Genomic DNA, 12,891 nt, shown 5'->3' with positions numbered 1-12,891 from the left:
TTGAGCGCTTCAGCCATAACGCCGGAAAAACGCGGCACGCGATCGATCGATGCCGAGAACAGCCGCAACGACATCCTCGAGGTCGCGCGGCGCGAATTCGCCGACAAGGGCCTCGCCGGCGCCCGCATCGACGAGATCGCCGAGCAAACCAATACCTCGAAGCGGATGATCTATTATCATTTCGGCGGCAAGGAAGGGCTGTATCAGGCGGTGCTCGAGGACGCCTATAGCCGCATCCGCGACACCGAGACCGCGATGCCGATCGAGGCGATGGGCGCCGAGGAGGCGCTCGGCGCCAATGTCCGGCTGACCTTCGACTATCACCACGACCATCCCGAATTCGTGCGGCTGGTGATGAACGAGAATATCCACCATGGCGCGTACATCTCGCACGTGGCCGGCATCAAGCACCGCAACGAGAGCGTGATCCGGGTGCTCGGCGACATCATCGCCAAGGGCCAGGCCGAAGGCATCTTCCGCGACGATCTCGAACCGATCAGCCTGCACATGACGATCAGCGCCTTGTGCTTCTACAATGTCTCGAACCGCTACACCTTCTCCGAGATCTTCCGCTGCGACATGACCTCCCCCGACGCGGTCGCCCGGCGGCGCGAACAGGTGGTCGACGTGGTGCTGGCGTCGAGCCGGAAGCGTTAAGACGGGAGATTCAGCCTCATCTTAAGCCCCTCCCTTTCAAGGGAGGGGTTGGGGTGGGTCGCGAGCGTAGCGAGCGTCTACGCTCCAATTCGGTGACAGTGCACTTTTAGCGCGAGGCTATCGCTAAAAGTGCACTGTCACCGAATTGCCCCTCCGCCGCGCGTTCACGCCGCGACCCGGATCGCCTGCGCCTCGGCGAGCAGCCGCGCGACCGGCGCGTAGATCTCGGCCTCCTCGCGCTGGGCGAGCCATTTGACCCGGCGGATCAGCAGCCCGAGCGCCGAGCGGTAGCCGACCGGATCGGCGGCGATCGCCCGGCCGTGCCAGACCCGCACATGCTGCGAATAATCGAGCCGGATGTCGCGGATCTCGGCGCCGAGCGCGGCCAGCACCGGCAGCATCGCCTCGCCGCCGATCGACTTGAGCGGCGCGAACACCAGCGCCTCCTCGCTCGCCAGATGCTGCCGCATCCGCTGCGCCAGCCGGGTGCGCAACCGCCCGAGTTCGGCGAAATCGATCGCCGGTACCGACACCCGGGCGAGAATCTCGTCGGCGACCGCGAACATCGCGCGATGCTCTTCGAGCAAGACTTCCATCATGCGGACATTCCCCAAAGACCTGCTTCGGGGAATGTTCTGCGCTAACATGGGTTAAAATCGGGTCAATCCTGCGACTTTTGTCGGAGCGGGCCCCGTCGCGATGCGGACCCGCGACCGATAGCGGGGCGCCGGCTGCGGCCGCATCACCATCGCCACCGCGCGGTCGCACCAGCGGATCGGCAGGAAATGGCCGAGCGGCAAATAGGTCGGCACCGGATGGCTCACTGGCCGGGTCACTGACATGTCGCCACCCCTTCATTGTGGAGCGGATTGACGCCGTGCTGGCCCAGAAACTGGTAGAGGCCGGTCAGGAACGCCTGTGCGCCGGGCACCGACATGGCGAGCCGGGCGACGACGACCCGCTCGAGCTCGGGCTGGGCGCGGCTATGGTCGCAGCGGACATTTTCGAGCGTCAGGGTGATGACGCCGTTGATGATCGAGAAGCCGGCGATCCCCGTGCTCAATATCTCGGGCGCGAACGGATTGTCGACGAGCGGGATCGCGGGGGGCGTCTCGGGGGCCGGGTGCGGAAACATCTTCATGGCGGGAATACACTCCTCACCCCCGGGGCAGATCGTCGCCCCGGGGCAGCCGCTGTTGTAGGAAAGCCGCATATCGGGAAAATTGCAGCGCGTTTCAGCGCGGACATCCTCCTGTCACCTGCCGGCCCATTCCCGGATGGCGGTCATTTCAGTCCCGAAGACGCGCAAAGCCCTCGAGCCCGGGGCTGGACAACGAGCGAGGCGAAACCAGAAGGCGGTTTTGCAGATTGCCCTCTATGCCCTCAAAGTCGGCCCCGAAGCTGCGCCATATGATGCCCGACTGCATCGGACGAAAGCCGCTCTTGCCGACGTCTCCCACCCGGCTGATAAAATAGATGTCGCCCGGCTGCGGGCGAGCGGCCGGACCGTTCGCGGTCCAGATGCCGTTCCGCTTCGCCATCTCCATCATCGCGAAATTCGCACCCGAAGGTTTGATCTGGCTCGTGGCTCCCACCTTGCTCAGGCAGAAGCCGATGAATGTTCCGCTCCACGGAATTTTCGTGTCCGGCGGAAAACCAAGCGCCTTGGCATATTCGAGAATTTGCGCGCTTCCACCGGCTTCTCTGACATTCTGGTTATATTCGGTGATCGCGCAATTGGCGAGCGCGCCGGCCCGACGGCCGGGCTGTCCGTCGGGTGGAACGATCAGCGTCGGCAAGGCGCCCGTGACCTCCATCCCTGCCGCAGCCGCCAGACGACCCACGGTCGTCCCCAAAGCCGAAATCTGCCGGCGATTTTCATCGAGCCTGCGCTGCAACTCCGCCAGTTGGGTGCGTGATGCCGTTGCATTGCCTTTTGCGTCGTCCAGCAATTGGCGCAGCCGGGCCTGCGTGGCCTCCAGATCATGTTGCGCCTGCTCAAGCTGGTGGCGGGCGACTTTGATCTGCTCAGGGCCAAACTGCCGGTTCATCTGCTCCAACTGCGCGCGATTGGACTGCAACCGTTCCTGATTGCGCTTCAACTCCGCCCGCGAAGTTTCGATCTCCGCCTTGGATTCCCTGATGACCGTGTTCACATTATCCGCGGCGTGCCGCACGTCGTCGAAGCTTTTCAGCCCGAAAAGCGCGAAGATGAGCAGTAGCAACCCAAGCGGGATCGCCACGAAATAGCCGAAGAGCCTGGCCCAGCCGATCAGCCGGCCCAGCACCGCGGCCGCCAGCTCCGTTTCGACGACCGACAGCGATTTCACCTTCTCGTCGATGCTCGCGTCCACCCGTTCGTCGACGAGCTTCTCGATCACATGGTCGACCGAACTGCGCTTTTCGATCAGTTCGCTGGCGAGGAGGAAGCGCAGTTGCCGGTCGGTCAATATCGCGCGCAGTTCGGCTTCGACATCGCGAACCCTGTCACCGATGCTGCGCGACCAGTGCAGCGCCGCCAGCTTCGTCTCCTGTTCCGGCGATAGGTTCAACGCGTCGATATGACGAATCGCGGCGTCGATCAGCGGGGCGGTCACCTTGTCTTCTGCGCGATCCTCCACCCGGCGTCTCCGATTGAGAAAGGAAAGTCGAACCCTTCCATTCAAACCCGATGAATAGCAGGACGTCAGGCTTGAATAGCATAGGTTTCGGCGATCATGCGCATTGATGACAATGCGGTTTCAACCAAAATCTCGCGCATAACTATAATGTCGCCCGCATAGTAGCGGCCATGCCCTGCGGCTGCCCTTCCGTCGGATGGCGACCTGACGCGCCGCGCGCGTCGATCGCGGTCAATTAATTCGGTGACAGTGCACTTTTAGTGGCTTTCGATAAATGCAGCGCGGCGTTGCCCCGGCTCTTGAATCCCGCCCATCAGCGCATAACTCGGCGGCGCCACCGCCCTCCCCGCCGCCTCCTTTTCCAAGGTGATCCCATGCCCGATATCGACGCCCGCGCCTCCGGCCAGTTCACGATCGGCGGCGACATGACCGTCAACCGGCTGGGCTTTGGGGCGATGCGGATCACCGGCCCCGGCATCTGGGGCCAGCCGACCGACCGCGACGAGGCGCTGCGGGTGCTGCGGCGCCTGCCCGAGCTCGGCATCGACCTGATCGACACCGCCGACAGCTATGGCCCGTTCGTCAGCGAGGATCTGATCGCCGAGGCGCTCCACCCCTATGCCGGGCTCACCGTCGCGACCAAGGGCGGGCTGGTCCGCTTCCCCAACCACCAGGGCCCCTGGGCGATGGTCGGCAACCCCGATTATCTGCGCCAATGCGTCCATATGAGCCTGCGCCGGCTCAAGGTCGACCGGATCGACCTGTGGCAGCTCCACCGCATCGACCCCAAGGTGCCGCGCGACGAGCAGTTCGACGTGATCCGCTCGTTCCTCGACGAGGGGCTGATCCGCCATGCCGGGCTGAGCCAGGTCTCGGTCGAGGACATCGAGGCGGCGCGCAAGGTCTTCCCGGTCGCGACCGTCCAGAACCGCTACAACCTCACCGACCGCGCCGACGAGGATGTGCTCGACTATTGCGAGGCCAACGGCATCGGCTTCATTCCCTGGTTCCCGCTCGCCGCCGGCGACCTCGCCAAGCCCGGCGGGGTGGTCGACAGCATCGCCCATGCCAAGGGCGCCACCCCGGGCCAGATCGCGCTCGCCTGGATGCTGCGCCGCAGCCCGGTGATCCTGCCGATCCCGGGCACCAGCCGGGTCGCGCATCTCGAGGAGAATGTCGCGGGCGCCGGGATCGTGCTGAGCGATGCCGAATATGCCCAGATCGACGGGGCGGCCAAGGCGGGCTGAAGCGAGCCGGTCGCGACGCCCCCTTCCCCTCCCCTTCGGGGCGGGGGATAGAGGGCGCATGGCCATCCCGACCGCGCATCCCTATCCGTTCGACCCGAGCTACGGCCTCGATCTCGACCAACTGCGCGCGCTGACGCCGCCGCCCGCCCCGCCTGGCTTCGACGCCTTCTGGCGCGCGCGCTACGACCGCGCGATCGGTCGCGACCCGCGGCCGTGGCTTTCGCCGAGCGAATCCCGCCATCCCGACTGGATCGTCCACGACATCGCCTATAGCTCGACCGACGATTTCCCGATCCACGGCTGGCTGCTGCTGCCGCGCCACGGCCCGGTCCGCCGCGGGCTCGTCGTCGGCCATGGCTATGGCGGACGCGATGCCCCCGATTTCGACATGCCGGTCCGCGAGACCGCGATCCTCTTCCCCTGTTTCCGCGGGCTGTCGCGCAGCAGCCGCCCGCCGATCTCGACCGATCCCGGCTGGCACGTCCTCCACGATATCGACGATCGCGACCGCTATATTCTGGGCGGCTGCGTCGAGGATCTGTGGCTGGCGGTGTCGGTGCTCGACCGGCTCCATCCCGGGCTCGCCGGTCGCACCGGCTATAGCGGGATCAGCTTCGGCGGCGGCATCGGCGCGCTGGCGCTGCCGTTCGACCCGCGCATCGACCGCGGCCATCTCGAGGTGCCGACCTTCGGCAACATGCCGCTCTGGCTGACCCTGCCGACCACCGGCAGCGCGCACGCGGTCCAGGCCTTTCGCAAGACCCATCCCGAGGTCGACGAAACCCTCGCTTTTTTCGACGCCGCCACCGCCGCGACCCGGATCGCGATCCCGATGCTGGTCGCGGTCGCGCGCTTCGATCCGGTGGTGGCGCCGCCCTGCCAGTTTTCGGTCGCTTATGCGCTGCCGACGTCGAACCGTAACGAAACCGTCATCCTCGACGCCGGCCATTTCGACTATCCGGGCAGCGAGGCGCAGCATAAGCTGCACCGTACCCGGATCGAAGCCTTTTTCGGAGCGACATGAGACGCGAGCATCGGCGCTGGTACAGTCCGCGACTGGCTCGCGACATGGAACTGCTGATCTTCGGCCATGCCGGGGCGAAACTGCTGATGTTCCCCACCCGCGACGGCCATTTCTGGGAATATGAGGCGCTCGGCATCGTCGCCAGCCTCGCCGACAAGATCGACGCCGGCCACCTCCAGCTCTACTGCATCGAGGGGCTGGCGCGCGAGAGTTTCTACGCGCCGCACCGTTCCCCCGTCGACCGCATCCGCCGCCACGTCGCGCTCGAGGACTATGTCCTCCACGAGGTGCTGCCGCTGATGGCCGCGCACAACCCGCACGACTGCACGATGGCGATGGGCTGCAGCCTCGGCGCCTTCCAGGCGGCCAGCCTGGTGTTCCGCCACCCGCATCTGTTCCGCAAGCTGATCGCCCTGTCGGGCCGCTACGACCTGACGGTGAAGGTCGAGCATTTCGGCGACCTGTTCGACGGCCATTATGACGACGACATCTATTTCCACACCCCGACCCATTTCCTGCCCGGGCTGAGCGACGGCTGGCGGCTCGACCGGCTGCGCGCGCTCGACATCGTGCTCGCGGTCGGCAAGGCCGACCCCTTTCTCGACAATAATCGGCATCTCAGCTGGCTGCTCACCGACAAGGGCGTGCCGCACCAGCTCCATTTCTGGGAAGGCCGCGCCCACCGCGCCGGCGCCTGGCGCAAGATGGCGGCGCTCTACGTCTGATCGCCCGAACCGGATCAGTCGAGCGCGAGGCTGGCCGGCGTGCCGCCGATCGACGACGGCGCGATCCAGATGTCGAACAGGCCGGGCTCCGCCGCCATCGCCAGGTCCGCCCGCACGAACGCCAGATCGTCGCCCGACAGGGTGAAGGCGACGGTCGCGGTCTCGCCGGGCTGCAGATCGACATGGCGAACGCCCTTCAGCGCGCGCACCGGCTGGACGATGCTGGCGACCCGATCGTGGACATAGAGCTGGGCGACCTCGTGCTGCGCGCGGCCGCCGCCGTTGGTCAGGCTGGCGCTGACCTCGATCGTGCCGCCCCACGCCAGCCGCGCCGCGCTGAGCCGGGTCGCGCCATAGTCGACCGACGAATAGCCCAGGCCATGGCCGAACGGATAGAGCGCCTCGTCGGTGACCTCGCGGTAGCGCGCCTTGAAGGCGCGGTCGCCGGGCCGCACCTGCGGGCGCCCGGTCGCGCGATGGTTGTAATAAAAGGGCTCCTGCCCCGAGACCTGCGGAAAGCTGACCGGCAGCCGGCCCTGCGGCGCATGGTCGCCAAAGACGATGTCGGCGATCGCATGGCCGGTTTCGGACCCGAGGAACCAGGTGCACAGGATCGCGGCGGCGCCCCGGACGCTGTCGGGCAGCTCGAGCGCCCGCCCATGTTTGAGCAGCACGACCAGCGGCTTGCCCGTCGCCGCGACCGCATCGACCAGCGCGCGCTGCGCCGCCGGAATCGTGATCGCGGTGCGCGAGGCCGCCTCGCCCGACATCGCCGTGTCCTCGCCGATGTGCAGCATGACGACATCGGCGGCGCGGGCGGCCGCTACCGCGGCGTCGATCCCGCCCGGAATCGCACGCTCGACATCGCAGCCACGCACCGCGACGAGTTTCGCGTCCGGCCCCATCGCCGCGCGAAACCCCTCTTCGAGGGTCACCATCTTCGCCCGGTCGGGAAACACCGACCAGGGCCCGGCAAGGTCGGCGCGGTCCGATACGAACGGGCCGATCAGCGCGATCGATCGGCCGGCCCTGGGCAGCGGCAGCAATCCGCCGTCGTTCCTGAGCAGGACGATCGCCTTGCGCCCCGCCTCGCGCGCCAGCGCGACTGCCTCCGGACGGCGCACATCGGCGGCGCGGCCGGCATCGAGCGACCGATAGGGATTGTCGAACAGCCCCAGCGCCTTCTTGACCCCGAGCACCCGGCGCACCGCCTCGTCGACGATCTTCGGCGAGAGCCGGCCGGCGCGGACGAGGTCGGGGATATGCCGGATATAGAGCCCGCCGGGCAGGTCCATGTCGCAACCCGCGCTCAGCGCCTTGAGCACCGCGTCGGGTTCGTCGGCGGCATAGCCATGCGCGACCAGTTCCTTCGCCGATTCATAATCGGACACGACCAGCCCGCGAAAACCCCATTCGCCGCGCAGGATATCGGTGAGCAGATGGCGGTTGCCGCTGGCGGGGATGCCGCCGATATCGTTGAAGCTCGCCATCGTCGACAGCGCGCCGGCGTCGAACGCCGCGCGGAACGGCCGCAGATGCACCTCGCGCAGGGTCGTCTCGGGAATGTCGGCATTGTTATACTCCATGCCGCCCTGCACCGCGCCATAGGCCGCGAAATGCTTCGGGCAGGCGAGCAGCGAATCCTCGGCCCGCAGGTCGCGGCCCTGGAAGCCGCGCACCCGCGCCTCGGCGATGCGGCTGCCGAGCCACGGATCCTCGCCAGCGCCCTCGACCACCCGGCCCCAGCGCTGGTCGCGGGCGATGTCGACCATCGGCGCGAAGGTCCAGTGATAGCCGAGCGCGGTCGATTCGATCGCGGTGGCGCGCGCGGTGCGCTCGCACAGATCGGGGTCGAAGCTGGCCGCCTCGCCCAGCGGCACCGGATAGACCGTCTTCAGTCCGTGGATGATGTCGCCCGCGAAGATCAGCGGGATCTTCAGCCGCGACTGTTCGACCGCGATCTTCTGCAGCGCCCGCGCGACCTGCAGGCTGCCGCCATTATAATAGCCCCCCACCTTTCCCGCGGCGATCGTCGCGGTCGTCGCCAGCTGGCCCGGGGTCGGCGCGGTGTCGGGGTTGATGTTGGCGGCGGTCCCCGGCGCAGGATAGATCGAAAGCTGGCCCGCCTTCTCCTCGATCGACATCCGGCCGATCAGCGCCTCGATGAACGGATCGCGCCTTGCGATGCGCGCCAGCGCCCGCCCCGGTCCGGCGGCGCCCAGCGCCAGCGCGGCGACACCGGCTTCGAGCAGCCGGCGGCGCGAGAGACCGGCCGCCCGCACGCGATGCACCTGCATGTCCGCGGCGGGATAAGACGTCATGGGCTATTCTCCGGATGATGGCGGCCTATCCTAGCGGCACCGCCCCGAACATGAACCCCGGGCGTCTCGCGATGGGCGCCCGGCTCGACCGCAAGCATCACCCCCGATAGCGCAGCGCCTCGAGCAGCAGGCCGAACGCCCGCGACGGCTGCAGGCGGCTCGGATAATAGAGATAATAGCCGTCGAACGGCTCGCACCAGTCGTCGAGCGCGCGGACGAGCGTGCCGTCGGCGACCGGCTTCGCCACCCGGTCCTCCATCACGAAGGCGATGCCATGGCCGGCGATCGCGGCGTCGACGATGAGGTCGACATCGTTGAAGACGAGTTGCCCCTCGACCCGCACCCGGACCTCGCGGCCGTCCTTGTCGAACTCCCAGACATAGAGCCCGCCCGCGCTCGCCAGCCGCAGGTTGATGCAGTTGTGGCGATCGAGCTGGTGCGGGGTCTCGGGCAGGCCATGGCGCGCCCAATAAGCGGGGGTGGCGACGACCGCCATGCGCAGCCTCGGCCCGATCGGCACCGCGATCATGTCCTTGTCGACCCGCTCGCCCAGCCGCACTCCGGCGTCGAAGCGCTCCGCGACGATGTCGGTGAAGGCGTCGTCGACGAAGATTTCGACATGGATGTCGGGATAGGCGGCGGCCAGCCGGTCGATCGCCGGCCACAGCACCGTCCGTGCGGCATGTTTCGACGCCGCGATCCGCACGTTGCCCGCCGGCCGCTCGCGAATGTCGGTGAGCGCGGCGAGCTTGCCGTCGATCTCGTCGAGCGCGGGCCGCAGCGTCTCGATCAGTTGCACCCCGGCCTCGGTCGGCGCGACGTTGCGGGTGGTGCGGGTCAGCAGCCGCAGGCCGAGCCGCGCCTCGAGCCGGCGCATCGCATGGCTGAGCGCCGATTGCGACACGCCGAGCTTCGCCGCCGCGCGGGTGAAGCTGCGTTCGTCGGCGACCGCGAGGAACATCGCCAGGCTGCCCAGATCCTCACGCCGCACGCCATCGCTCCCGATCCGGTTTCATGACATGACGTCATAGGCGCATGCACTTTGCCTCGTCTAATCGAAAGGATCGATGCGCGCTATCTCCGGTCCGGACATTCGACGGAGACGATGATGCAAACACGGACACTCGGCACCGCCGGCCTTCAGGTTTCGGCGCTCGGCCTGGGCTGCATGAGCTTCGCCGGGGCTTACGGCCCGGGCGGCGACCGGCACGACGCGATCGCGATGCTGCGCGCGGCGGTCGAGATGGGGGTGACCTTCTTCGACACCGCCGAGGCTTATGGCCCGTTCACCAACGAGGATCTGGTCGGCGAGGCGCTGCAGCCGGTGCGCGACCAGGTGGTGATCGCGACCAAATTCGGCTTCGACATCGACGAAGCGACCGGCGAACGCCGCGGCGGGGTGAACAGCCGACCCGACCATATCCGCGCGGTCGCCGATGCCGCGCTCAGGCGGCTGCGCACCGACCGCATCGACCTGTTCTACCAGCATCGCGTCGATCCGGCAGTGCCGATCGAGGAGGTCGCCGGCGCGGTCAAGGATCTGATCGACGCCGGCAAGGTCGGCCATTTCGGCCTGTCCGAAGCCGGGGTCGACACGATCCGCCGCGCGCATGCGGTCCAGCCGGTCGCCGCCCTCCAGAGCGAATATTCGCTGTTCTGGCGCGAGCCCGAGCAGGCGTTGCTGCCGCTGGTCGAGGAACTCGGGATCGGCTTCGTGCCGTTCAGCCCGCTCGGCGCGGGCTTCCTCACCGGCCAGATCGACGAGCATACGGTGTTCGCGCCCGACGATTTCCGCAACCATGTCCCGCGCTTCTCGCGCGAGGCCCGCAAGGCGAACATGGCGCTGGTCGCGGTGGTCAGGCGCGTCGCCGATCGCCGCGGCACCACCCCCGCCCGGGTCGCGCTCGCCTGGCTGCTCGCGCAGCGCTCGTGGATCGTGCCGATCCCCGGCACCAGCCGGCTCGACCGGCTGCGCGACAATCTCGGCGCGGCCGATCTGATCCTGTCGGCGCAGGATCTCGCCGAGATCGATGCCGGCACCGCGAACTTCGCGGTCGAGGGCGCGCGGCTGCCCGAACCGGTGTTGAAGATGACGCGGCTCTGATAGGAGGCAATCATGCCCGAGCAAAAACCCACCTGGCTGATCACCGGCTGCTCGACCGGCCTCGGCCGCGCGTTCGCCGCCGAACTGATCGCACAGGGGCACCGCGTCTTCGCCACCGCGCGCGATCCCGGCCAGCTCGCCGACTTGGTCGATGGTCATGCCAACGCCGCCGCGCTGAAACTCGACGTGACCTCGGCGGAGGACATCGCCGCCGCGGTCGCGGCGGTCGAACAGGCCGGCGGGGTCGACATCCTCGTCAACAATGCCGGCTATGGCTATCGCGCCGCGGTCGAGGAAGGCGAGGACGAGGCGATCCGCGCGATGTTCGAGACCAATTTCTTCGGCGCCTTCGCGATGACCCGCGCGGTGCTGCCGGCGATGCGCGCGCGCCGCAGCGGCACCATCGTCAACATCACCTCGATCGCGGCGCGGCTGGCGGCGCCCGGATCGGGCTTCTACTCGGCGACCAAGTTCGCGCTCGAGGGCCTGTCGGACGCGCTGCGCCGCGAGGTCGCACCGCTCGGCATCCGGGTGCTGATGGTCGAACCCGGCGCGTTCCGCACCGATTTCGCCGGCCGCTCGCTCCACGGCAGCGCGCAGGCGATCGCCGACTATGCCGCGACCGCCGGCCCGCGCCGCAAGGGCAATGACAGGACCGACGGCACCCAGCCCGGCGATCCGGTGCGCGCGGCCCGCGTCCTGATCGAGACGCTTGCCGGCGAAACGCTGCCGGTGCGGCTGCTGCTCGGCAGCGACGCGGTCGGCTATGTCGGCAAGGAAATCGATGCCCAGCGCGACGAGATCGCGGCGTGGGCGGCGGTCAGCGTCACCACCGACTTTCCCGACGCGGACTGATGCCGGATGCCGACGGCGCCCGGCGATAGACGGCAACTCCCGCCCGGCTTTTTCGCGCGCGACGTCGAAAGCGTCGCCCGCGCGCTGATCGGCACCACCTTGCTGGTCGACGGGGTCGGTGGCCTCATCGTCGAGACCGAGGCCTATGACGCGAACGACCCGGCGTCGCATTGCTTCCGCGGGCCGACCGCGCGCAACGCCGCGATGTTCGGACCGGCCGGCCATGCCTATGTCTATCGCAGCTACGGGCTGCACTGGTGCCTGAATTTCGTATGTCTGCCCGCCAGCGGGGTGCTGATCCGCGCGCTCGAACCGACCGACCGGCTCGACCGCATGGCCGGGCGCCGCGGCACCGCCGATCCGCGCCTTCTCTGTGCGGGTCCGGGGCGGCTGTGCCAGGCGCTCGGGGTCGACCGCGCCCTCGACGGGCACCCGCTCGATGCCCCGCCGTTCGCGCTGCACCCGGCGACCGATCCGGTCACGGTCGGCGCCGGGCCGCGGATCGGCCTCTCCCGCGCTATCGACACGCCGTGGCGCTTTTGCCTTACCGGATCGCGCTTCCTCAGCCGCCCGGCGTAACGGGCTGCGCGTCGATCGGCTCGACCAGATGCGCCCGCGACGGCCCGGGCGCGAACGGGTCGGCGAAATATTGGGTCTCGTGGATCACCTGCCGCCCGCGAAACTCCATGAGGCTGACGACATAGGACGGCACCCCGTCATAGCGCAGGATCAGTTCGCTGACCCACAGCGCCCCCGAACCGCCGATCCGCCGGACCGCGAAGCGCTTCCGGTTCGGCTGGACCCGGCGGCTCTCCTCGATATGGGCGCGGCCGCGGATCCGTTCGCCCGACTGCGGATAGTCGAGCACCGCGTCCGGGTGGTAGATATCATGCTCGACCGCGAAATCGTCGTTGTCGGCGGCGTGCCAGTGGCGCTCCAGCATGGCCCGCACGGCATCGTCGTCCATCCCTGCGCTCCTCGATCGGTTTCGGCACGATGATGTGATGGGGCGGCCGGCACGATAAAGCCATCCCGCCGAGACCAAGTCGGCCGCTGCCGAATCACCCGACGGTTCCACGCCCCCGACGCGGCGACATCGCCCGGATCATCGACCCCGTCCCGCGACGATATGATATCACATTTTACGGACAAGCCCGAAATTCCGGCTTCGGCACATCATCGACACCGATGTTGTCTTCTTCATCCACTGTCGATGTTTATCGCGCAAATTCGCGATATTCTCCCCGTTCGGCATAGCGACGTCAAAATCATGTCGCGTCGCAGCATAACGGCAAATCCATGCTGCTAACCTGGCTTATTATTCGTAACATCACTGC

13 protein-coding genes are annotated in these 12,891 nt (G+C 67.7%); 7 read left to right on the top strand and 6 right to left on the bottom strand.

Annotation, left to right across the window (positions count from 1 at the left end):
• Window positions 1-657 carry a TetR/AcrR family transcriptional regulator gene (locus AC1RM6_RS20820; protein WP_493104739.1) on the top strand — a complete coding sequence of 219 codons (657 nt, stop codon included), beginning with the start codon at window positions 1-3 and terminating at the stop codon, window positions 655-657.
• Window positions 658-821: 164 nt separating this feature from the next.
• Here AC1RM6_RS20820 and AC1RM6_RS20815 read toward each other — a convergent pair whose 3' ends face one another.
• The 3 genes from AC1RM6_RS20815 to AC1RM6_RS20805 form a co-directional block, all read right to left on the bottom strand.
• Window positions 822-1,256: a hypothetical protein gene (locus AC1RM6_RS20815; protein WP_493104737.1), complete on the bottom strand. Its 435-nt coding sequence runs from the start codon at window positions 1,254-1,256 to the stop codon at window positions 822-824.
• Window positions 1,257-1,489: 233 nt separating this feature from the next.
• A complete protein-coding gene (locus AC1RM6_RS20810; RefSeq protein WP_493104735.1) occupies window positions 1,490-1,798 on the bottom strand; it encodes a hypothetical protein in 309 nt (102 codons plus the stop codon).
• Window positions 1,799-1,946: 148 nt separating this feature from the next.
• Window positions 1,947-3,254 carry a hypothetical protein gene (locus AC1RM6_RS20805; protein WP_493104733.1) on the bottom strand — a complete coding sequence of 436 codons (1,308 nt, stop codon included), beginning with the start codon at window positions 3,252-3,254 and terminating at the stop codon, window positions 1,947-1,949.
• A 398-nt stretch (window positions 3,255-3,652) separates the two neighbouring features.
• Here AC1RM6_RS20805 and AC1RM6_RS20800 point away from each other — a divergent pair, with 398 nt between their 5' ends.
• The 3 genes from AC1RM6_RS20800 to AC1RM6_RS20790 are packed head-to-tail and all read left to right on the top strand — an operon-like array spanning window position 3,653 to window position 6,274.
• A complete protein-coding gene (locus tag AC1RM6_RS20800; RefSeq protein WP_493104731.1) occupies window positions 3,653-4,525 on the top strand; it encodes an aldo/keto reductase in 873 nt (290 codons plus the stop codon).
• 58 nt (window positions 4,526-4,583) lie between these two features.
• Complete coding sequence (locus AC1RM6_RS20795; protein ID WP_493104729.1) at window positions 4,584-5,549, top strand: acetylxylan esterase; 966 nt, start codon at window positions 4,584-4,586, stop codon at window positions 5,547-5,549.
• 44 nt (window positions 5,550-5,593) lie between these two features.
• Window positions 5,594-6,274: an esterase family protein gene (locus AC1RM6_RS20790; protein WP_493104727.1), complete on the top strand. Its 681-nt coding sequence runs from the start codon at window positions 5,594-5,596 to the stop codon at window positions 6,272-6,274.
• A 14-nt stretch (window positions 6,275-6,288) separates the two neighbouring features.
• On the opposite strand, the gene AC1RM6_RS20785 is transcribed toward AC1RM6_RS20790, so the two are convergent.
• Window positions 6,289-8,595: a glycoside hydrolase family 3 N-terminal domain-containing protein gene (locus AC1RM6_RS20785; RefSeq protein ID WP_493104725.1), complete on the bottom strand. Its 2,307-nt coding sequence runs from the start codon at window positions 8,593-8,595 to the stop codon at window positions 6,289-6,291.
• Between the two features lie 97 nt (window positions 8,596-8,692).
• Window positions 8,693-9,586 carry a LysR family transcriptional regulator gene (locus AC1RM6_RS20780; RefSeq protein WP_493104723.1) on the bottom strand — a complete coding sequence of 298 codons (894 nt, stop codon included), beginning with the start codon at window positions 9,584-9,586 and terminating at the stop codon, window positions 8,693-8,695.
• Between the two features lie 117 nt (window positions 9,587-9,703).
• On the opposite strand from AC1RM6_RS20780, the gene AC1RM6_RS20775 reads away from it, so the two are divergent.
• The 3 genes from AC1RM6_RS20775 to AC1RM6_RS20765 are packed head-to-tail and all read left to right on the top strand — an operon-like array spanning window position 9,704 to window position 12,133.
• Entirely contained in the window at window positions 9,704-10,699 is a 996-nt protein-coding gene (locus AC1RM6_RS20775) for an aldo/keto reductase (protein WP_493104721.1), read from the top strand.
• Window positions 10,700-10,711: 12 nt separating this feature from the next.
• The gene (locus tag AC1RM6_RS20770) at window positions 10,712-11,554 is read left to right on the top strand and encodes an oxidoreductase (RefSeq protein WP_493104719.1); all 843 of its coding nucleotides are present in this window, start codon (window positions 10,712-10,714) and stop codon (window positions 11,552-11,554) included.
• A 6-nt stretch (window positions 11,555-11,560) separates the two neighbouring features.
• Complete coding sequence (locus AC1RM6_RS20765; protein WP_493104717.1) at window positions 11,561-12,133, top strand: DNA-3-methyladenine glycosylase; 573 nt, start codon at window positions 11,561-11,563, stop codon at window positions 12,131-12,133.
• Here the strand turns inward: AC1RM6_RS20765 and AC1RM6_RS20760 are convergent.
• Window positions 12,117-12,521, bottom strand: coding sequence for a nuclear transport factor 2 family protein (locus AC1RM6_RS20760; protein ID WP_493104715.1), 405 nt, complete (start codon window positions 12,519-12,521; stop codon window positions 12,117-12,119). The two genes, AC1RM6_RS20765 and AC1RM6_RS20760, sit on opposite strands and share 17 nt — an antisense overlap.
• Between the last annotated feature and the right edge of the window lie 370 nt (window positions 12,522-12,891).

The organism is Rhizorhabdus sp. GW822-FHT03C02, assembly GCF_058801765.1.
The sequence above is the reverse complement of the archived record's forward strand: the minus strand, read 5'-3'. Positions and strand labels throughout refer to the sequence as shown.

Bases quoted from the DNA above. Each gene is read 5' to 3' on its own strand.
- AC1RM6_RS20815 (WP_493104737.1), bottom strand. From the start codon at position 1,256: ATGATGGAAGTCTTGCTCGAAGAGCATCGCGCGATGTTCGCGGTCGCC.
- AC1RM6_RS20810 (WP_493104735.1), bottom strand. From the start codon at position 1,798: ATGAAGATGTTTCCGCACCCGGCCCCCGAGACGCCCCCCGCGATCCCG.
- AC1RM6_RS20800 (WP_493104731.1), top strand. From the start codon at position 3,653: ATGCCCGATATCGACGCCCGCGCCTCCGGCCAGTTCACGATCGGCGGC.
- AC1RM6_RS20795 (WP_493104729.1), top strand. From the start codon at position 4,584: ATGGCCATCCCGACCGCGCATCCCTATCCGTTCGACCCGAGCTACGGC.
- AC1RM6_RS20790 (WP_493104727.1), top strand. From the start codon at position 5,594: ATGGAACTGCTGATCTTCGGCCATGCCGGGGCGAAACTGCTGATGTTC.
- AC1RM6_RS20785 (WP_493104725.1), bottom strand. From the start codon at position 8,595: ATGACGTCTTATCCCGCCGCGGACATGCAGGTGCATCGCGTGCGGGCG.
- AC1RM6_RS20775 (WP_493104721.1), top strand. From the start codon at position 9,704: ATGCAAACACGGACACTCGGCACCGCCGGCCTTCAGGTTTCGGCGCTC.
- AC1RM6_RS20770 (WP_493104719.1), top strand. From the start codon at position 10,712: ATGCCCGAGCAAAAACCCACCTGGCTGATCACCGGCTGCTCGACCGGC.
- AC1RM6_RS20765 (WP_493104717.1), top strand. From the start codon at position 11,561: ATGCCGACGGCGCCCGGCGATAGACGGCAACTCCCGCCCGGCTTTTTC.
- AC1RM6_RS20760 (WP_493104715.1), bottom strand. From the start codon at position 12,521: ATGGACGACGATGCCGTGCGGGCCATGCTGGAGCGCCACTGGCACGCC.